Annotated in this window: 18 protein-coding genes and 1 pseudogene; 11 read left to right on the top strand and 8 right to left on the bottom strand. The window is 72.2% G+C overall.

All coding sequences use genetic code 11. From position 1 onward, the window contains the following. On the bottom strand, nucleotides 1–423 hold a 423-nt coding region (locus AC3EUV_RS36680; protein WP_435604785.1), incomplete at its 3' end, for a helix-turn-helix domain-containing protein. A gap of 307 nt (nucleotides 424–730) precedes the next feature. Between AC3EUV_RS36680 and AC3EUV_RS36685 the strand changes: the two genes are divergently transcribed. Continuing rightward, complete coding sequence (locus AC3EUV_RS36685; protein WP_432146956.1) at nucleotides 731–1663, top strand: ABC transporter ATP-binding protein; 933 nt, start codon at nucleotides 731–733, stop codon at nucleotides 1661–1663. Beyond that, nucleotides 1663–2472: an ABC-2 family transporter permease gene (locus tag AC3EUV_RS36690; protein WP_435604786.1), complete on the top strand. Its 810-nt coding sequence runs from the start codon at nucleotides 1663–1665 to the stop codon at nucleotides 2470–2472. The genes AC3EUV_RS36685 and AC3EUV_RS36690 overlap by 1 nt, the downstream gene beginning before the upstream one ends. A gap of 72 nt (nucleotides 2473–2544) precedes the next feature. Here the strand turns inward: AC3EUV_RS36690 and AC3EUV_RS36695 are convergent, their stop codons facing one another. Both AC3EUV_RS36695 and AC3EUV_RS36700 read right to left on the bottom strand, forming a co-directional pair. Continuing rightward, nucleotides 2545–2835 (bottom strand): DUF397 domain-containing protein, encoded by a 291-nt coding sequence (locus AC3EUV_RS36695; RefSeq protein WP_432146958.1) that lies wholly within the window; start codon nucleotides 2833–2835, stop codon nucleotides 2545–2547. Next, nucleotides 2817–3659 carry a helix-turn-helix domain-containing protein gene (locus tag AC3EUV_RS36700; RefSeq protein ID WP_432146959.1) on the bottom strand — a complete coding sequence of 281 codons (843 nt, stop codon included), beginning with the start codon at nucleotides 3657–3659 and terminating at the stop codon, nucleotides 2817–2819. The genes AC3EUV_RS36695 and AC3EUV_RS36700 overlap by 19 nt, the downstream gene beginning before the upstream one ends. 170 nt (nucleotides 3660–3829) lie before the next feature. On the opposite strand from AC3EUV_RS36700, the gene AC3EUV_RS36705 reads away from it, so the two are divergent. Then, entirely contained in the window at nucleotides 3830–4054 is a 225-nt protein-coding gene (locus tag AC3EUV_RS36705) for a hypothetical protein (RefSeq protein WP_432146960.1), read from the top strand. 154 nt (nucleotides 4055–4208) lie between these two features. On the opposite strand, the gene AC3EUV_RS36710 is transcribed toward AC3EUV_RS36705, so the two are convergent. Next, nucleotides 4209–6602, bottom strand: a complete 2394-nt coding sequence (locus AC3EUV_RS36710) for a serine/threonine-protein kinase (protein ID WP_435604787.1) — start codon at nucleotides 6600–6602, stop codon at nucleotides 4209–4211. Nucleotides 6603–6814: 212 nt separating this feature from the next. Between AC3EUV_RS36710 and AC3EUV_RS36715 the strand changes: the two genes are divergently transcribed. The 5 genes and pseudogenes from AC3EUV_RS36715 to AC3EUV_RS36735 all read left to right on the top strand — a co-directional run bounded on the left by AC3EUV_RS36715 (nucleotide 6815) and on the right by AC3EUV_RS36735 (nucleotide 11747). Beyond that, nucleotides 6815–7135: a peptidase gene (locus tag AC3EUV_RS36715; RefSeq protein ID WP_432146962.1), complete on the top strand. Its 321-nt coding sequence runs from the start codon at nucleotides 6815–6817 to the stop codon at nucleotides 7133–7135. Nucleotides 7136–7225: 90 nt separating this feature from the next. Next, on the top strand, nucleotides 7226–7792 hold the full coding sequence (locus AC3EUV_RS36720) for a hypothetical protein (protein ID WP_435604788.1): 567 nt from the start codon (nucleotides 7226–7228) through the stop codon (nucleotides 7790–7792). Between the two features lie 629 nt (nucleotides 7793–8421). Beyond that, entirely contained in the window at nucleotides 8422–9270 is an 849-nt protein-coding gene (locus tag AC3EUV_RS36725) for a class I SAM-dependent methyltransferase (protein ID WP_435604789.1), read from the top strand. Between the two features lie 82 nt (nucleotides 9271–9352). Continuing rightward, a pseudogene (gene sigJ / locus AC3EUV_RS36730) lies at nucleotides 9353–10380 on the top strand (RNA polymerase sigma factor SigJ). A 194-nt stretch (nucleotides 10381–10574) separates the two neighbouring features. Beyond that, nucleotides 10575–11747, top strand: coding sequence for an NAD(P)/FAD-dependent oxidoreductase (locus AC3EUV_RS36735; protein WP_435604790.1), 1173 nt, complete (start codon nucleotides 10575–10577; stop codon nucleotides 11745–11747). An 86-nt stretch (nucleotides 11748–11833) separates the two neighbouring features. On the opposite strand, the gene AC3EUV_RS36740 is transcribed toward AC3EUV_RS36735, so the two are convergent. The 3 genes from AC3EUV_RS36740 to AC3EUV_RS36750 form a co-directional block, all read right to left on the bottom strand. Further along, nucleotides 11834–13234: a M1 family metallopeptidase gene (locus AC3EUV_RS36740; RefSeq protein WP_435604791.1), complete on the bottom strand. Its 1401-nt coding sequence runs from the start codon at nucleotides 13232–13234 to the stop codon at nucleotides 11834–11836. Between the two features lie 151 nt (nucleotides 13235–13385). Beyond that, nucleotides 13386–14948: a SulP family inorganic anion transporter gene (locus tag AC3EUV_RS36745; protein WP_435604792.1), complete on the bottom strand. Its 1563-nt coding sequence runs from the start codon at nucleotides 14946–14948 to the stop codon at nucleotides 13386–13388. A gap of 224 nt (nucleotides 14949–15172) precedes the next feature. Next, a complete protein-coding gene (locus AC3EUV_RS36750) occupies nucleotides 15173–15574 on the bottom strand; it encodes a hypothetical protein (RefSeq protein WP_435604793.1) in 402 nt (133 codons plus the stop codon). Nucleotides 15575–15972: 398 nt separating this feature from the next. Between AC3EUV_RS36750 and AC3EUV_RS36755 the strand changes: the two genes are divergently transcribed. The 3 genes from AC3EUV_RS36755 to proC all read left to right on the top strand — a co-directional run bounded on the left by AC3EUV_RS36755 (nucleotide 15973) and on the right by proC (nucleotide 18475). After that, the gene (locus AC3EUV_RS36755; RefSeq protein WP_432146970.1) at nucleotides 15973–16779 is read left to right on the top strand and encodes an ABC transporter ATP-binding protein; all 807 of its coding nucleotides are present in this window, start codon (nucleotides 15973–15975) and stop codon (nucleotides 16777–16779) included. Then, nucleotides 16776–17564 (top strand): ABC transporter permease, encoded by a 789-nt coding sequence (locus AC3EUV_RS36760; protein WP_432146971.1) that lies wholly within the window; start codon nucleotides 16776–16778, stop codon nucleotides 17562–17564. Before AC3EUV_RS36755 ends, AC3EUV_RS36760 begins: the two co-directional genes overlap by 4 nt. A 101-nt stretch (nucleotides 17565–17665) precedes the next feature. Next, nucleotides 17666–18475: a pyrroline-5-carboxylate reductase gene (gene proC, locus AC3EUV_RS36765; protein WP_432146972.1), complete on the top strand. Its 810-nt coding sequence runs from the start codon at nucleotides 17666–17668 to the stop codon at nucleotides 18473–18475. Nucleotides 18476–18531: 56 nt separating this feature from the next. On the opposite strand, the gene trpS is transcribed toward proC, so the two are convergent. Next, the gene (trpS, locus tag AC3EUV_RS36770) at nucleotides 18532–19545 is read right to left on the bottom strand and encodes a tryptophan--tRNA ligase (protein ID WP_435604794.1); all 1014 of its coding nucleotides are present in this window, start codon (nucleotides 19543–19545) and stop codon (nucleotides 18532–18534) included. Nucleotides 19546–19800: the final 255 nt, after the last annotated feature.

Here is a 19800-nt window from a genome sequence, read left to right on the forward strand (position 1 = left end):
GGGCCGGCGGGCGTTGGCGCGGGCCTGGGCGGCGTGCGGCCGGTACCGGCCGCTGCCGGGATGCCGGTTACGGCGGATCTCCCGGCTGATGGTGGACGGGCTGCGGCCCAGCTCGGCGGCGATCGCACGGACCGTGGCCTTCTCCCGCAGCCGGTCGGCGATATGGATCCGGTCGGCCTCGCGCAGGAAGCGGGAGGGGCCGTCCAAAGGCGCCACCGCTGTGATCGGTGGCGCCCCCACATTCCGGCCGGACGGGGCACGGCCGTTACGCCACCGCTTCCCCGTCCGGAGGTTGATCCCGACGATCCGGCACGCTTCCGCGTTGCTCACACCCTGGCGCATGAGCTGAAGGTAGACGCGCCGTTCCTCGGTCAAGGAACGGCGCCCCCGGTTTACCGAACGATCCCGGACCTCGAAGTCCATCGCACTCCCCAAGCTGGGGTGTTGCGACGACCACTAGAACCCAAGGCGAGCGACGGGGGCCGGTCTGGGGGCCGGTCTCTTGGGAGGGGCCGGGGTCTGCGAGTCGCAGGAGGAGGCCGTCGCCGCGTCCCACCGGACCTGACGCCGCATCGGAATCCATGCATCCGGATACCCCTCAGGTCGTACGCCCCATCAGACCCCGAGCTCATGGCCACGGCCGATTTCCGGCCGCAGGACTGACGGAAACCCGCTGTTGCGCGCCCTAGCGTGGTGCACCTGCTCCCCGGAATGCACCACGAGGAAAACCATGATCGAAGTAACGGGACTGTCCAAGCGTTACGGCGACAAGACCGCCGTCGACAACCTCACGTTCACCGTTCAACCCGGTATGGTCACAGGCTTTCTCGGACCGAACGGTGCCGGGAAATCCACCACACTGCGCATGATCGTCGGTCTGGACCGGCCGACCTCGGGCACCGCGACCGTGTGCGGCCGGCCATACCACCAACTCTCCACGCCACTGCACACCGTCGGCGCGATGCTGGACGCCAAGGCGTTCCACACCGGCCGCACCGCGCGCAACCACCTGCGCGGGATCGCCGCCTCCCACCACATACCGGGTGCGCGGGTCGACGAGGTACTCGCCATGGTCGGCCTGACCTCCGCCGCCCGCAGGCGCGCCGGCGGCTTCTCCCTCGGCATGAGCCAGCGCCTGGGAATCGCGGCCGCGCTGCTGGGAGACCCCCAGATCCTGATCCTCGACGAGCCGGTCAACGGACTGGACCCCGAAGGCATCCAGTGGGTGCGCCACTTCATGCGGTCCATGGCGGACAGCGGCCGCACGGTCCTGGTGTCCTCGCATCTGATGAGCGAGATGCAGGACACCGCGGACCACCTCATCGTGATCGGCCGCGGGCGGCTGGCGGCGGACAGCTCCATGTCGGCGTTCCTCGCCCGCAGTTCCCACAACGGCACCGTGGTCCGCAGCCCGCACGCGGCACACCTCGTTCGCCTGCTGCGGCACGAGGGCGCCACGGTCGACGCCGCCCCCGGCAGGTCCGCACCGGACGCGCTGCTCGTACGCGGGATGGACGCGCAGCGGATCGGCGAGCTCGCCGGGCAGAACGGACTGTGGCTGCACGAGCTGGCGCCGCAGCGGGTCTCGCTGCAAGAGGCATTCATGGAACTGACCGCGGACGCCGTCGAATACCGGGTGACGCACAACGGAGAGGCCGCGTGATGAGGGCGACGACAACGACGTACAACGGCGCGGCCGACCCCCTGAGCAACGGCACGGCCGCCCGGAAAGCGCGGTTCATCGATGCGATCGCCTTCGAGTGGATCAAGATCAGCACGGTCCGCTCCACCTGGTGGACGCTGTTCGCCGCCGCCTTCATCACCATCAGCATCGGTGCGTTCGCGGGCAACAGTGCGGAGGGGGAGGTGGATTCCGTCCTTCGGGAGATCTTCGTAGGCCTTCCGATCGGTCAGCTGGCGATCTGCCTTTTCGGTGCCCTGGCCGCCACCTCCGAGTACGGCACCGGCTCGATCCGCAGCACGTTCACCGCGGTACCGAAGCGGCCCCGCCTGCTGGCGGCCAAGGCCCTGGTGGTCTTCGCCGTCTCCGTGGTGACCGGGCTGCTGATCTCCTTCGCCACCTACACCGCCGGGACCCTGTCGCTGGGCGCGGCGGTCCCCCATCCCGAGCTGTCCGACGGGTCCGTGCTGCGCGCCGTGCTCGGCGGAGGCTGCTACCTGGGCATACTCGGAGTGTTCGCGCTGCTCGTGGGCCTGGTGCTGCGCGCCTCCGCAGGCGCGATCACCGCTTGCGTCGGCCTGACGTTCATCCTTCCCCTCATGTTCCACGCGCTCAGCTCCCTCGGTGATCTGCTGCTCAAGTGGTGGCCCACCGAGGCGGGCCAGCAGATCCTCCATCTGGTCCCCACCGAAACGCGTCTGACACCGCTGGCGGGACTCGGCTGGTTCGCGCTCTGCACACTCGTCGCGCTGGCCCTCGTGACGTCCCGGGTTACCCGACGCGACGCGTGAGGAGCCGTTGAGGAGGTACGGCGACGGCCCCCGTCGCGGGTGAGCGACGGGGGCCGGTCTCTTGCGGCGGGCTCAGGCGCCGGGCAGGGTGCCGCGCTTCACGGCGGTGACGAAGGATGCCCAGGCGGCGGCGTCGAAGGTGAGGGCCGGGCCTTGGGGGTGCTTGCTGTCGCGGACGGGGACGAGGGCGGGGAAGTCGTGGGAGACCTCCAGGCAGGCGCCGCCGTCCGGGTTGCTGTAGCTGGACTTGTGCCAGGTGGCGGTGGTCAGGAGGTCGTCGGACACCTCGATGCACTCGCCGCCGTCCGGGTTGCTGTACGTGCTCTTGCGCCAGGTGATGTCGCTCAGGTCGATGGCTCGCACGGCACTTCCTCCAACATCCGCATGACGAACTTCCGCGATTCGGCCGGGCTCAACGCCAGGTCTCGCACCGCATCGTACGCGCGTTGCAGACGCTCAACGGAACTTGTTTCCTCGATGAGTTCGCCACGGTGGGCGTTCTCCGTGTAGGCCACCGTGCGGCCGTCCGGCAGCCGCAGAAACATCACATCGGTACTGACCAAGCCGTGCGGGCCAGCGTCATGAGGAAGCACCTGAAGAATGATGTTTGGACGCTCAGCCGCTTCCGCCAGGTGCTCTAGCTGCTTTCGCCATTGCTCGGCGTCATCCAGAGGTGTGCACAACACAGCCTCGGACAGGATGGTGCGAAAAGGTGGCGCGTCTTCAACTGCCAGCAACTTCCGGCGCCCTGCGCGCGCTTCGACCTGCCGTGTCAGCTCTTCGCCCTTGATACCGCCCACTGTGAGCAACACATGTGCGTAGCCAGGCGTCTGGAGCAGTCCATGAATGGTGCTGACCCCGTAATGCCACAGGCTCAACGCTTCCGCTTCCAAGGCCATGTAGCGGCGGTACCGCTCCTTGAACTGCGTCGGATCGGCCGCCGCCAACTCCCACAACGTCAGCAGCAACGGCGGCGTGCCGTAGTACTGGTCCAGTGCCTCGGCGACTTCGGGGCCGCCGATCGTCTGGCCGCTCTCCATCTTCCCGAACAGCGACCAGTCCCACCCCAGTACGTCACCGAGCTGGCGGAGGCTGTCGCCCTTCTGGGCCCGTAGTAATCGCAGCTCTTCTGCGTAGCGCTGGCGGGGCTCCTGGCTGCGACCGGTGACCGCTCGCCTCGGGGGCATGGCGACCTCCTCCGTGGAAGGTGTGGAACTAACCGTGTGTGGCGGCGAAATACAGCATGCAAGGGGTATTCGCGCCCTTTTCGTGGCCCATTCTCGTAAGGGCCGGAACACGCACAGTAGTGGCGCTCCGGGGTCTCACGCAGGGAAACGGCAGACAGGAGCGGGCACTTATGGCGAGGGAACGAGGGGCGGGGATCGACGGGATGGCCGAGGCCGAAGCGGTCTGCGACGAGCTGGCCGCCGTGCTGCGGCGGACCGGCATCGTGCTGCCGTCGCTGAGCGTCGACCCCGTGACGTACGGCTACGAACAGAGCCGTGTCCTGGTCGAGTTGGGGCGCTGCAACGTGGAGACGACGCGGCGGCTCATCGCGGTGCTGAAGCAGGCCGCCCGGTGAGCGGGCGCGCCCCGTACGTCTCGCCGGCATGCCATATCGGCCGGCATCCGGCGTGTGACAAGGGTGTCGCCGAGGCCGCGGCCGTCGCCGTGCCCGGGGTGCGGCGGGAGGTCTGTGCCTGCCGCTGTCATACGGGCGGCGGCGGGCCCGCTCCTCACCAGCCCGCCGGGTCCTTCGTCGCCGCCGAGAAGACCGTGCCGTCGGGGGCCGCCGCGTAGATCCGGCCGCGGGGGCCGTCCGTACGGGGCGCCGGGAGCGTCTCCACGAAACCGTTGTGCCGCCCGTTCATCCGCGGCGGGGTCTGCCCCAGGAGCTCGCCCGACCGGGCGTCGACCGCGAGGAGCCGGCCGTCCGCCGCGGTGAAGAAGAGCCGGCCGCCGCTCACCACCGGTGCCGAGCCGCGGCTGACCGAGGTCTCGGTGTCCCAGGTCCGCCGGCCGACGGCTTGCAGGGCGCCGCCCTCTGCCAGCAGATACACCGAATCGCCGTCCACTACGGCGGACGCACTCTCCAGCGGCGCGGTCAGCTTGAGGCGGCGGCTGTGTCCGGTGGCCGGGTCGTAGCGGACGACGGCGGTGGTGCGGTAGGTGAGCGTGGGGTCGGTGACGGTCAGGTAGAGCGCCCCGGACGTGCCGGAACCGGCCACGGTCAGCGTCCCGGGCAGCCGCCGCGCCCAGTCGACCCTGCCGTCGGCCGGGTCGATGGCGGTGACCTGGGTGGCCTTGCCGTCGGGGGTGGGCTCGGCCGCGTACGCGGTGTGCGGCTCGCCGAACGACGCGAAGAGCGGCAGCTGATGCCCCGGGAACCGGTTCTGCCAGCGCTGCCGGTGGGTGGTGCTGTCCAGCGCGGTGACCGTACCGTCGGCGGCGGTCAGCAGGATGCGGTTGCCGATGACCTTGGCTCCGCCCTCGTACCCGGAGACGTCCTTGGTCCAGCGGGTGGCGCCGCGGCCGCCCGGCGACGGGTCGAGGGCCAGCAGCCGGCTGCCGTCGTTGGAGAAGACGTACAGCAGCCCGCCGGAGAGTACCGGTGCGGTCCGGGACACGGCCTCCTTCGCCGCCTGCTTGCCGGTGGCGGTGGAGTCCTTGCTGCGCCAGGCGACGCGGCCGGAGTCCGGATTGAGCCGGGCAGCCAGTACGCCGGGCTGACCGCAGAAGACGGCGCCGGAACCGGTGGTGCAGTGCGGGAGTTCGGCGGCGTGGCCCTTGGGGCGCTTGACGAGGGTGGTGTGCCACGGGCGGAAGTCGGCCGCGCCGTCGCGCGACGGGTGGGTCTGAAGCGCCGGGTCCCGGCCGGGGCCGCCGGACAGCGCCTGGACGCCCGCGTACGTGCCGGCTCCGGTGACGACGAGGGCGACGGCGGCCCAAAGGGGCCAGCGGCGGGCGCGGAGGCGGGAGCGGGAGTGGGAGCGGGCGGTCCGGCGGGGGAGGGAGGGATCTACGGAATCGTCAGTGCGTCCGGTGGCGCTGATGTCGTCGGGGAGGCCGGGGCCCGTGGGAAGGACGGCGCCGTCGGGGCGCTCGACGGGGGTGCGGGCGCGCACATGCGTCGTCTCGGCGGGCGGTGGGGTGGCCTCGGCGCGTACGGGCTGCGGCTGCTCCGGCCGATCCGGCTCCGGCCCGTCCCGCTCTGCCTGCCGCTGCTCCGGTATCCGCCCCTCGGGCAGCGCACCGCCCACCAGGCCGCCCACCAGGCCGCCGACCGGCACGTCTGCGCGGCGCGGCGCATCCGTCCGCAGCAGCTTCATCAGCGCGTCCGGAGTGGGCCGGTCCGCCGGATCCTTCGCCAGACAGCTCTCGACCAGCGGCACCAACTCCGGCGGCACACCCGCCAGATCGGCCTCGTCGTGCACCACCTGATAGGCGACGAGATACGGGCTCTCCGAGTCGAACGGGCCACGCCCCGTGGCGGCATGCACCAGCACCGACCCCAGCGCGAACACATCCGCCGCCGGGCCCACCTCACGCGGCCGCTGGAACTGCTCGGGCGCCATGAACGGCGGGGTGCCGATCAACTTGCCGGTCTCGGTGCGCATTTCACTGTCGGAGGGCCGCGAGATCCCGAAGTCGATGACTTTCGGGCCGTCTGTGGCCAGCAGCACATTTCCGGGCTTCAGATCGCGGTGCACCACCCCGGCACGATGGATGTCACGCAGCGCCTCGGCGAGCCCCGACGCCAGCCGCCGTACCTCGTCGACCGCCAGCGGGCCATTCCGCTTCACATGATCGGAGAGCGTCGGGCCGGGGATGTGGAGGGTCGCCATCCAGGGCCGTCCGGCATCCGGATCGGCGTCCACGACAGGCGCCGTGAAGGCCCCGCTCACCCGCCGCGCGGCCGCCACTTCCTGCCGGAACCGCCCCCGGAACTCCGGGTCCTGGGCGAATTCGGCATGGATGACCTTCACCGCGAGCAGCAGCCCGGAGGACGAGCGCGCCAGATGAACCACGCCCATGCCGCCGGAGCCGAGCCGCGCCTCCAGGCGGTATTGGCCGGCGTATTCCGGATGCTCCGCTTCCGGCCCGACGCCGGAATCGCGCAGCGATGGCATGGTTCCACCCCCGTGTCATTACCCGTGCCATTCGGTCGCAAGTGCGACGCGCGGAGCCTAGTCGATGGCGCGTACGAGATGAACGAGGCTTGCTAGCGTGCGCGTTGCGGAACCGCGCCGAGCGGCTTCACGGAGGGCTCCACGAGCCTCTCCACGTGGCCCCTCGGCCGGCCTCACCACCATCACCGACACCATCAACGGGGGAACACGAAATGACCACACAGGACCATCAGGGCGCCGCAGAAGCGGCCGACGGCCAGGCCCTCGCCGCCGCGGCGGGCGGGCTCGTCTTTCCCATCGCGCCCGGCCATCGCGTCAAGGTCCGCCAGGGTCCCGGCACCGACACGCCGGTCGTCCGCCGGCTCGCCGAGGGCGCCCGGATCAAGATCCGCTGCCAGACGCACGGCGAGAAGGTCAGCGGCCCGTACGGCACCTCGGACATCTGGGACAACATCGCGCCCGGCGAGTACATCTCCGACACGTACGTCCGGACCGGCAGCAGCGGCATGGTCGCGCAGGCCTGCATGAACTGAGACCCGGCGCCACGGACCGCCGTGCCGCCGGGTGCGGCACGGCGCTTACAGGTCGCCGGGTGACCGGGCCCGCCGGGGATAATCGATGCCATGAGCGATGAGCAGCGGACCCCGGCGAGCGCGGAGCCCGGAGGCGCCGCATCCGGCGGTCCCGAGCATCGGGATCCCGAGCGCCAGGGCCCCGAGCCGGAGGTGATCCGGTTCTTCGGCACCACCTGGCTCCACCACGACGGCGGCTACGGCCTGCGCCGGGCCGGCGTCGCGGTGGGCTCGCTCGCGCTCGCCGCGGCCGGTGCGGTCGTCCTGCGCTTCGCGTTCCAGGGCCTGGAGGTCGCCGACGTCGGCCCGTTCGTCGGCGTCCTCGTCGTCGCCGGCTTCGCGATCTGTAGCGCCCTGGCCTTCCGCCGCACTTGGGACGGCTTCGTACGACGCCCCGACCCGGCCGCCGAGAGCGCGGCCGGGTCCGCGCAGGGTCTGATGTTCATCGGTTTCATCGGCTCACTGCTCGCCTACTTCTGCCGAAGCCTTGTCGAGGCGCCCGGTGAGAAGCGGTGCCGCGTCGAGTACGCGGCGGCTCGCGAACGTCATGAGCGGCGTCGTAGCAGTCGGACCGGCAATCCTGCCGCGAGGAAGTCCAGGCCGAGGAAGCGGCGCTGACGCGGGCTTCGTTGTTGTTTGGCTGCGGTTGCGGTTGCGGTTGCGGCTGCGGGTGCGGTTGTGGCTGGGCGCGCCGTTCCCCGCGCCCCTGTTTGGGTGGCCGTGCCGTTGTTTGGTGCCGTTGCGTTGTGGCTGGCGCCGTTGCGGGCTCTGTGGTTGCCGCGGGGGTCGGAGGGGACGCACCGGGACCCGTCCTCGGCGCGGGCGACGCGGGTTCATGGGATTGAGCACCCCGGTGTTTGCTCCGGTCCTGCGGGCGGGCCCCGGTACATCCCCTCCGACCGTCCAGCGTTGCCGTCTGCCGGTCGGTGGCACCGCGCCTTACGGCCCGGCTCGGCCCGCGTCCGACCTTGGGGGGACCAGGTTCCTGCCAAGGGGTGCCGCTGCCTTGCCGTAACGGTCATCGGTATGGCGGGTCAGTCGCGTACGAACGGTGGTCGGAGGGGATGTCCGGTGCCCCGCCCGCAGGACCGGAGCAAACGCCGGGGTGCCTTACCTCCGGGACCCGCGTCGCCCGCGCCGAGGACGGGGTACCGGGCGTCCCCTCCGACCCGCCACCCACCCGCCGTAGGCGAACGGCGCCCAGCCACCGGCAAACCCCCCACCCCACCACACCCCCATCAGGCAAGATGTCCCGCATGCCACAAGGCCCCGAGCAGGATCAACTCCCGTCCAAAACAACGCCGTTGACGCCAGACGAGGTGCCGCAGCAAGCCACCCTCGCCCGGTCCTTCGACGCGGTGGCCGCCCAGTACGCCGCCGCCCGCCCCGGTTACCCACCGGCGCTCTTCGACGCGGTCGAGGAGCTGGCCGGCCGGCCCCTGTCGGGCGCGCGGGTGCTGGACGTAGGGGCAGGCACCGGTATCGCGACCGGGCTGCTGGCCGACCGCGGCGCACGCGTCACCGCCGTGGAGCCGGGCGCCGCCATGGCCGCCGAGCTGCACGCCGCCCACCCCGCCGTCCCCCTCGTCCGCGCCCTCGGCGACGCGCTGCCGTTCCGCGACGACGCGGGCTTCGACTTCGTCGGCTACGCGCAGGCATGGCACTGGACCGACCCGGCCCGCTCCGTCCCTGAGGCACTGCGGGTGCTGCGCCCCGGCGGCGCGCTCGCCCTCTGGTGGAACGTCCCGGACCCGGACGTCGACTGGGCCGCTGAACAGGAGGCCAGGATCGCCCGCCGCCTTCCGGGCTACCACGGGCACAGCGTCGCGCCGGAGGCCCCCGACCTGATCCGCGATCTCGGCCTCGGCCTGCACCCCGTCTCCCGGGTGCTGCACTGGACCCGGCGGGTCCCCGTCGACACCCATCTCGCCATGCTGGGCAGCCGCTCGTACTTCTCCGCCATCGGCCCGGCCGCCGCAGCCCCCGTCCTCGCGGCCGAGCGGGCGGCCCTGCGTGACGTCTTCCCGGACGGCATCGTCGAGGAGGCCTACGCACTCGACCTCACTGTCACACTCCGGCCGTCCGTCCCGTCCTAAGGGCGCAGGGGCCGACGCGGCCAGGCGCCGTCCGCGCGACGCAGGGCCGTGACGCCGGGAACGCACCTCAAAGGAACGGACGATGACGAAGCAGGAGCAGGAGCAGGAGCAGGAGACGAGGAGCGAGCCGGGGCCGGAGGCGGGAACCGCCACAGGGGCGCCCGGACCGGCGCCGGTCACCCCCGCCGCCGACCGCCTCGCGCAGTTCGAGGAGCAGCGCGGCCGGCTGTGGGCCATCGCCTACCGGATCATGGGCACGGTCACCGATGCCGACGACGCCGTCCAGAGGCATGGCTGCGCTGGCAGTCGCTGCCCGGCGAGGAGTACGTGGCCAGCCCGCGCGGCTATCTCACCACCGTCGTCAGCCGCATCTGTTACGACCTGCTGGGCTCGGCCCGCGCCCGCCGCGAGACCTATGTCGGGCCCTGGCTCCCGGAGCCGCTGCTGCACGGCATCGGCGGTCAACTGCCTCTGGGCGGCGGGGTGCCGGAGGCCCCCGGCGGCCCCGAGGACCGGGTGACGCTCGACGAGTCCGTGGGGATGGCGCTGCTGACCGTCTTGGAACGGCTCACTCCGGCCGAGCGCACCGCCTTCATCCTCCACGACGTCTTCGCGGTCCCGTTCCCGGAGATCGCCGAGGCGGTCGGCCGCACCCCGGAAGCCGTACGGCAGCTGGCCTCCCGCGCCCGCAGGCGGGTACGGGCCGAGGCGCCGCGCCGTACCGTCGACCGGGCGGAGCACCGCCGTACCGTCGAGGCTTTCCTCGCCGCCGTTATGGGCGGCGATTTCGAGGCGCTGCTGTCTGTCCTCGACCCCGAGGTGGTCTGGCGTACGGACGGCGGCGGCAAGGTGTCCGCCGCGCGCCGGCCGGTGCTGGGCCGCGAGAAGGTGGCCCGCTTCGTGCAGGGCCTGGTCACCCGCGGCGCCGAGCGGGAGGGGCTGCGGATCGCGTCGGCGGAGGTCAACGGCGCCACCGGGCTGGTCCTCGTCGACCCGGCGGGCGAGCAGTCCGGGGTGTTCGCCTTCACCGTCCACGACGGGCGGATCACGCAGGTGGACGCCGTCCTCAACCCCGACAAGCTCGGCCACTTGGACCTCGACCGGCTGTGATCCGGCCGGTCCCCGTCCCCGTCCCCCTCCCGGTCGCTGTCCCACCCGCCGTCCCGTGGCGGCTCCCGGGGGCGGCGACCGCCAGCCGGCCGCCCGCACCCCCGGCCCCGATGTCACACCCCACCGCCCCACGTCGTCCCCCTCACGGCGCCGCCCTCCCACCACGGCGCCCCGGACCGACCTCAGGAGGCAGCATGAAGAGCGTCACGAAGCGAGCGGACTCCCGGGGCCGCACGGCGCATGGCCGCCGCGCCCGGGGGAGGGGCGTCGTCCTCGGCGGCGGCTACGCGGGCACGATGGCCGCGCTCCGGCTCGCCCCGTACGCACAGGTGACGCTGGTCGACCCCAGCGACCGGTTCACCGAGCGGGTCCGGCTGCACGAACTGGCCGCCGGCCGCCCCGAGGTGAGCCACCCCCGGGCCCGGATGCTGCACGGCACCGGCACCGGCACCGGCACCGGCACCGGCACCGGCATCGAGCATCTCGCCGCCCGCGCCACCTCCCTCGACCCGGACGCCCGCGCCGTACACACCGACAGCGGCCGCACCCTCCTCTACGACCGGCTCGTCTATGCCATGGGCAGCCACACCGATCCGCGCGGTATCGGGGAGCGGGCCTTCACCGCGGAGAGCGCCGCCGCTCTGCACAAGCGGCTGCTGGACGGGCCGGGTGCGCTGACCGTGGTCGGCGGCGGCCTGACCGGCATCGAGATGGCCGCCGAGATCGCCGAGTCGCACCCGGAGTGGCGGGTCCGGCTGGTCACCGGCGGCGAGCTCGGCGGCGGTCTGTCGGTGCGCGGCCGGGCCCATGTCCGTACGGTCCTCGACCGGCTGGGCGTCCGCGTCGAGGAGGGGCACCGGGTCGCCGACGGGGACGTCGACGCGGATGCCGTGCTGTGGGCGGGGGCGCTGCGGGCCACCAGCGGTCTCGCCCACGACGCGGGGCTGGTCACCGACCCGGTCAGCGGCCGGCTCCGGGTCGACGCGACGCTCCGGTCGGTCAGCCACCCCGACATCTACGCCGCGGGTGATGCGGCCGCGGCCCGTACGCCCCGCGCCGGCGCCCTGCGGATGGCCTGCGCCACCGCGCTGCCCACGGGGTCGCATGTCGCGGGCGCGATCGCCGCCGAACTGCGCGGCGCCGCGCCCCGCCCGCTGTCGTACGGCTTCTTCGTGCAGTGCGTGAGCCTGGGGCGGCACGACGCCCTGATCCAGTCGGTACGGGGCGACGACACCCCGCGCGAACGCGTACTGACGGGCCGCCCGGCCGCCCGGGTCAAGGAACAGGTGGTCCGCAACGCCGTCCGCGTCCTGCACCTGGCGGCCCGGCGGCCGGGCGTCATCCCGCTGATCCCGGGCATCGGCTGAGGCTCGCCCGCCCCGCCCCGCCACGGCCGGCCCGGGCCCAAGGTCCGCCAACTGGCAGACACGGGCCCGGAGTAGCCGTCCTCACCTCAGTCGTCCCGCTTCGGCTTCCCCTTCTCATACAGCCACTTCTTGAACAGCGGCTCCAGGTCCACGTCCGTGCGCTCCTGGCAGAAGTCGATGAAGTCCTGTGCGTCGGCGTTGCGGTAGCGGTACTTGGCGGGCCACTCGCGCAGGATCGTGAAGAAGGTCTTGTCGCCGACGGCGTTCCGCAGCTCCTGGAGGAGCATCGCGCCGCGCTCGTAGACGGGGGTGCCGGTGACGTTCTTCGCCTGGCCCGGTTTGCCCGGCGGGAAGGCCCAGCGGTCGGGGTCCGTGGTGTCCTTGTAGAGGGCGTCGAACTGCTCCTGCGGGGTCTTGCCGCCCTCGCGCTCCTCCCACAGCCACTCGGCGTAGGTCGCGAAGCTCTCGTTGAGCCAGGTGTCCGCCCAGGTCTTCGGCGTCACCGAGTCGCCGAACCACTGGTGGGCCATCTCGTGCACCACGGTCACGGTGTCCGGCGCGCCCGCGTAGACCGGCTTGGTCTGGGACTCCAGGGCGAGCCAGTCGATCCGCTTGGGGGTGTTGTCGACGATCGCGCCCGAGGAGGCGAAGGGGTACGGGCCGAAGAGCTTGGTCTCCCACTTCACGATCTCCGGGAGCTTCGCCAGCGGCGCCTTGCTGGCTTTCGCCTCCGCCGGGTCCACCGCCACATACAGCGGCAGCCCCTCGGGCGTACGGGAGGTGTGGACCTCGAACCGGCCGATGGTGGCCGTCGCGAGATAGCTGGCCATCGGCCGGCCGCTGTGCCAGCGGAAGGTGGTGCGGCCCTTTGCGGTCCGCTCGGACCGCAACTCCCCGTTGGCGACGGCGGTGTAGCCCTTCGGCACGGTGATGGTGAAGTCGTAGGTGGCCTTGTCCGTGGGGTGGTTGTTGCCGGGGAACCACGTCATGGATCCGGCGGGCTCACCGGAGACGAACGCCCCGTCGCGGGTCTTGACCCAGCCCTCCGTCGAGTGGTCGGGGTCCTTCATCTCCTCCGGGGTGCCCTCATAGGCGACGCGGGTACGGAACTCCGCGCCCTTCCTGAGGCCCTCGGACGGCTGGACGATCAGCTTGTGTCCCTTACGGGAGAACTCCGCGTCCTCGCCGTCGACCTGCACGTCCGTCACCCGCAGGCCCTGGAGGTCGAGCTGGAAGGACCGCAGGTCCGTCTTGGCCTCGGCGGTGAGGTCAGCGGTCGCGTCCAGATGCCGCTTCTTGATGTCGTAGTCGAGGTCGAGCCCGTAATGGCGCACCTGGTAGCCGCCGTTGCCGAGCGAGGGGAAGAGGGGGTCGCCCACTCCGCCGCTGCCCGCCGCCCCCTGTGCACCACCGGTGCACGAGGAGAGCAGCAGGGCGACGGAGAGGGCGGCGGTCGCACCGCAACTGCGACGGGGCCGGCGGTTCACAGCACTCCCGGGGGTCAACGGACATCAGCGTCCCGACCCTACGGTCATTTCCGCCCACACACCGGCCCATTACCGCACAGCCGTCCTACCCGGCCGTCTTACGCGGTCGTCCTATGCAGCCGCCTTACGGGGGGCGTCTCACGCAGCCCTCCTACGGGGCGACGGACGGAGCCTCCTTCCGGGCGGTGCCGTCCGGACCCCGGCGCTGTTCCTCCCAGGCGCCGAGCGCGGCCGCGCAGGCATGGTCGAGATGCCGCAGTCCGGTCAGATCCAGCTCGACCTCCCGGTCCTTGGGCAGCGCCTCCAACTGGTCGAGCAATTTGGGCAGCCGGAGGAAGGTGGCATTGCCGAGGGCCCGTACCCGGATAGGGCGCCGCGGCCCCGCACCGTCGCGCGTGGTGGCCGGCTCGTCCAGTCCCACGATCTCCAGGTGGACGTGCGAGGTCTCCCACGCCGACTTGGCGACCGCCATCAGCAGCCCCAGCAGCACCCCCTCGAACATGTTGGTGGCCACGATCGCCACCGCCGTCGCGGCGAGCACCACGGCCTCACCCCGGTGCTCCCGCCACAACGGACGCCACTGCTTCACCGGGATCAACTTGCCGCCCGCATGCACCAGTACGCCCGCCAGCGCCGCGAGCGGCACCACGCCCAGCGCCGCCGGGAAGGCCGCCGCGAAGACCAGCAGCCACACCCCGTGCAGCACCCGGGAGGCCTTCGTCCGCGCCCCGGCGAACACATTGGCGGAGCTGCGGACGATCACCGCGGTCATCGGCAGCGCGCCGAGCAGCCCGCAGACGGTGTTGCCCGCGCCCTGCGCCATCAGCTCCTTGTCGTAATCGGTCTTCGGGCCGTCGTGCAGCCGGTCCACGGCGGCCGCGCTGAACAGCGACTCCGCCGACGCGATCAGGGCGAACGCCAGCACGGTGCCCAGCGCACCGGCCAGCGCCTCCGCCTCCATCAGCCCCGCGAAGTCCGCACCGCCCGGTGGCTGTACGACTTCCAGCAGGCCCTCCACCTCGACCCGGGCCACCGGCAGGTCCAGCACGAACACCACGACCGTGGCCAGGGCCACCGCCACCAGCGGCGCCGGCAGCACCCGCGCCGCCCGCTGCCACTTCGGCCACAGCACCAGCAGCACGATGGTGCCCGCGCCGACCGCCAGCGCCGACAGCGCCGTACCGGATCCGGCGGTGTTGGCCGCGAGGTCCGGCAGCCCGGCCAGATTCGCCGGCCCGTTGCCCGGTGCACGGGCGTCCACCAGGGCGTACAACTGCCCGGCGATCAGCACCAGTCCGATGCCCGCGAGCATGCCCTGGACGACGGCCACGGAGATGGCCCGGAACCAGCGCCCCAGCCGGAGCGTGCCCATGGCCAGCTGGAGCACCCCGGCGAGCAGCACGAGAGCGCCGAGCGCCCTGAGGCCGTACTCCTGTACGGCCTCGTAAACCAGCACGGTCAGCCCGGCGGCCGGACCGCTGACCTGGAGACTGCTGCCCGGCAGTAAGCCGGTGAGCAGCCCGCCGACGATTCCGGTGACCAGCCCCAGCTCGGCCGGTACCCCGGAGGCGACGGCCACCCCGACACACAGCGGGACGGCGACGAGAAAGACGACCAGCGAGGCGGTGAAGTCGGCGCGCCAGACCGACAGCGTGTGCCGTGACGGTATGGAGGGCCGGGACGGGCGTTGTCGGGCAATACGGAACCTACGCATGGGGATGCCTCCAGCGAGTGCGAGATGCGGTGGCGCACGGGTACGCACGGATACGCACGAGCGGACGCGGGGCGGTACGAGCAGCCGGCCGGCGACCACCGCAACGGGTCTCTGCGGTCGCCTGCTGCCGCGCACTGCCCGCGCGGTGCGCGCCATGGGGAAATGACGGCTGGATCCGTCGGATGCGCGGGCCGGGGGAGGCCCTTGGGGGCAGCTCTCAGCGCTCAGCAGCGGAACACGGCGTGCTGGACCGGTAGTTCACCGGATCTCGACACGGGTACGGCCTGCCGGCCGGTCAGCGGCGCGGTCAGCCGCAGCCCGCCCCCGGTCCGGGCCGGGGCGGCGGTCGAGACGGTGCTGAGCGGGGGCGTCGGCGCGGACACCGCGGCCGTGGACCGTCCGTCGCGGCGCGGCGGGCAGCGGTCGCTGCCGGATTCGGGGTTCTCGGAGGAGTCGGATGCCCAGGGGGTGGGGCCGGGGGGACCGGTACGGCCGGCGCCGTTCGAGACCGGCGCGGCCGTCGCCCGTTCCCCGTACACGCCCTCCGCACCCATGGGCAAGGACAGCAGGACGGCCATGACGATCAACAGGAGCCGGCCGAGGCCGCGGACCCGGATCTTCGCCATCGTCGCCCCTTCCGGCGCGCCTGGACAGGTCATCCCATTGTGTCCAAGCGGACACGCAGGACCGCTAGTCGGTTTGTAACCACCCTGTAAACGCGGAGTTATCGACCAAGAACGGCTGGTTTCTTTCACTACGGCGCCCGCCGGTGCACGGAAATCCTCACCACGCGCCGCTTCCGCACCACACCTGGCCAGATCACCACCCCAATGGCCCAACCCGCCCTGCCGTTCCAGTGCCGCGGCCCCTTCCTCGCGCCCAGTCCCCGCGCCCCGGCCCCTCCCTCCGTCTTGGCTCCTTCCTCGCGCCTCCGCCCCGCTCCCGCACCTCGGCCCGGTCCCCGCGCACCTCGGCCCCGTCCCCACCCTTGACGCACCACCCCACCCGGCGCACTATTCATCGCATGATGAATTATGGCGTCGACCCCGCCGTCCGCGCCCGCGATCTCACCGTCGTCCGAGGCGGCCGCACCGTCCTCGACGCCCTCGCCTTCGACGTGCCCCACGGCCAGGTCACCGGCCTGCTCGGCCCCTCCGGCTGCGGCAAATCCACCCTCCTGCGCGCCCTCGTCGGCACCCAGGCCAAGGTCACCGGCACCCTCGACGTCCTCGGCCGGCCCGCGGGCGACCCCCGGCTGCGCCCCCGCATCGGCTACGTCACCCAGGACCCGTCCGTCTACGACGACCTCACCGTCCGCCAGAACCTCGACTACTTCGCCGCCGTCCTGCACCCCGGCCGGTCCGCCCGCGGCCTGCGCCACGAGCGCGTCACCCGCGCCATCGAGGACGTCGACCTCACCACCCACGCCGACGCCCTCGCCGGCAACCTCTCCGGCGGCCAGCGCAGCCGGGTCTCCCTCGCGGTGGCCCTGCTCGGCGCCCCGGAACTCCTCGTCCTCGACGAGCCCACCGTCGGCCTGGACCCCGTCCTCCGCCGCGACCTGTGGAACCTCTTCCACACCCTCGCCACCGACCGCGGCACCACCCTCCTCATCTCCTCGCACGTCATGGACGAGGCCGAGCGCTGCGACCGGCTGCTCCTGATGCGCGAGGGCCGCCTGCTCGCCGAGGACACCCCCGGCGCCCTCCGCGACCGCACCGGCACCGCCACCGTCGAGGCCGCCTTCCTCCACCTGGTCGACGAGGCCGCGGCGGCCGCCCGCCCACCGGAACCGGCGCGCCCCACCAGCCCCCAGGAGCCCGCGCGATGACCACCGCACCCCACACCACAGGCGCTCCGCACCCCGCCCCCGCGCCCTTCTCCCCGTCCCGCGCCCTGGCCACCGCCGCCCGGGTCCTGCGCCAGCTGCGCCACGACCCGCGCACCATCGCGCTGATGCTCGTCGTCCCGTGCGTGATGATCGCCCTGCTCCGCTACGTCTTCGACGCCCGCCCGGAGACGTTCGACAGCATCGGCGCCTCACTCCTCGGCATCTTCCCGATGATCACGATGTTCCTGGTGACCTCCATCGCCACCCTGCGCGAACGCACCTCGGGCACCCTGGAACGCCTGCTCGCCATGCCCCTCGGCAAGGCCGAACTCATCAGCGGCTACGCCCTCGCCTTCGGCCTGCTCGCCATCGTCCAGTCCGCACTCGCCACCGGCCTGTCCCTCTGGCTCCTCGGCCTCGACGTCACCGGCTCCCCCTGGCTGCTCCTCCTGGTGGCCGTCCTCGACGCCCTCCTCGGCACCGCCCTCGGCCTGTTCGTCTCGGCCTTCGCCGCCTCCGAATTCCAGGCCGTCCAGTTCATGCCCGCCGTCCTGATGCCCCAGCTGCTGCTCTGCGGCCTGTTCACCCCGCGCGCGACCATGCAGCCGGCCCTGGAGGCGCTCTCCGACGCCCTGCCGATGTCCTACGCCGTCGACGGCATGAACGAGGTCCTCCACCACCCCGACATCACCGGCGACTTCGTCCGCGACGCGATCATCGTCACCGTCTGCGCCCTGCTCGTCCTCACCCTCGGCGCCGCCACCCTCCGCCGCCGCACGGCGTGACCCGTACGCCCCCACGGCGGGGCAGCCGACCCCCGCGCGGAACCCCCACGGTGCGAGGATGGCCGCAAACGCCCAGCGCAGCGGAAAGGTGAACCCGCACGATGACCCAGAAGGTCGCAGTACTCGGCACCGGAAAAATCGGCGAAGCCCTGCTCAGCGGAATGATCCGGGGCGGCTGGGCACCCTCCGACCTGCTGGTCACCGCCCGCCGCCCGGAACGCGCCGCCCAGCTCCACGAGCGCTACGGCGTCGAAGCGGTCAGCAACGCCGAGGCCGCCAAGTCCGCCGACACCCTCATCCTCACCGTCAAGCCCCAGGACATGGGCACCCTGCTGCGCGAGCTGGCCCCGCACGTCCCCGCCGAACGCCTGGTCATCAGCGGCGCCGCCGGCATCCCCACCTCCTACTTCGAGGAACGCCTGGCCGCCGGCACCCCGGTCGTCCGGGTCATGACGAACACCCCCGCCCTCGTCGACGAGGCGATGTCCGTCATCTCCGCCGGCACCCACGCCACCGGCACCCACCTCAGCCGCGCCGAGGAGATCTTCTCCGGCGTCGGCAAGACCCTCCGCGTCCCGGAGTCCCAGCAGGACGCCTGCACCGCGCTCTCCGGCTCCGGCCCCGCCTACTTCTACTTCCTCGTCGAGGCCATGACCGACGCCGGCATCCTCCTCGGCCTGCCCCGCGACAAGGCCCACGACCTCATCGTCCAGGCCGCCATCGGCGCCGCCGTGATGCTCCGCGACAGCGGCGAACACCCCGTCAAGCTCCGCGAGAACGTCACCTCCCCGGCCGGCACCACCATCAACGCCATCCGCGAGCTGGAGAACCACGGCGTACGCGCCGCCCTCATCGCCGCCCTGGAGGCCGCCCGCGACCGCAGCCGCGAACTGGCCTCCGGCAGCGGCTGACCCACGACCGCCCCCGGGGGCGCGGCGACCACCGCGCCCCCGGCCGGCCCGGCACCTCACCCCGCGGGCAGCAGCCCCACCGCCTCGAACGCCGCATCCACCCGCGGCCTGGCAAGGGCCCGCGCCCGCTCCGCCCCGCGCCGCAGCACGCGCTCCACATACGACGGATCGGCGGCCAGCCCCGCATGCCGCTCCCGCACCGGCCGCAACATCTCCACCACGGCCTCCGCCACATCCTTCTTCAGCGCGCCGTACGAGTCGTACTCCCCGGCCAGCCGCCCCGGATCACCCCCGGTGCACGCCGCCAGCACATTCAGCAGATTCGCCACCCCCGGCCGCTGCTCCGGGTCGTACGCGACATCCGGCTCCGCGTCCGTCACCGCCCGCAGCACCTTCTTCCGCACCACCTCCGGCTCATCCAGCAAAGAGATGACCCCCGCCGTCCGGGCATGCGACTTCCCCATCTTCGACGTCGGCTCCTGGAGATCCATCACCCGCGCCGCCACCACCGGAAGCGTCGTCTTCGGCACCACGAACGTCGCCCCGTAACGCTGGTTGAACCGCACCGCCAGATCCCGCGTCAGCTCCACATGCTGCGCCTGGTCCTCCCCGACCGGCACCTCATGCGTCCCGTACGCCAGGATGTCCGCCGCCATCAGCGCCGGATACGTCAGCAACGACAGCCGCACACTCCCGCCGTGCGCCTGCTGCGCCGCGGCCTTCTCCTTGTACTGGATCATGCGCCGCATCTCCCCGTCGGAGGCCGTGCACTCCATCAGATATGACAGCCGCAGATGCTCATCCACATGGCTCTGCACGAACACCGTGCACAGCTCCGGATCCAGCCCCGAGGCCAGCAGCAGCGTCGCCGCCTGCCGACTGAGCCGCCGCACCCGCGCCGGATCGTGCTCCACGGTCAGCGCATGCAGATCCACCACACAGAACAGAGCCTCCGCCCGGTGCTGGTCCTCCTCGGCCCACCGCCGCACCGCCCCGAGGTAGTTCCCCAGCGTCAGATGCCCCGTCGGCTGCACCCCACTGAAGATCCGCGTCCGCCCGCTCGCCGCCATCGCCATCTCGTCCGTCCTTCTCTCCGCACTCCCCAAGGAGTGCGCGTCGGGACCGCCGACCTCACCGGCCGGCTACGAGGGAGATACGCAAACGGCCGCCGAAGCGGCGGCCGTGGTCATGCATGCGCTGTGGTCGGCCGCCGTCAGGCGAGCCACCACTGCTGTACGAGCGCATGCGTAGTCATGCCCCTCAAAGTACTCCCCACCACCCGCCCTGGTGCCGGTTTGAACAACCCCAACCCCTCGTGTAGTGTC

The sequence above is a fragment of the Streptomyces sp. bgisy130 genome (genome assembly GCF_057708345.1).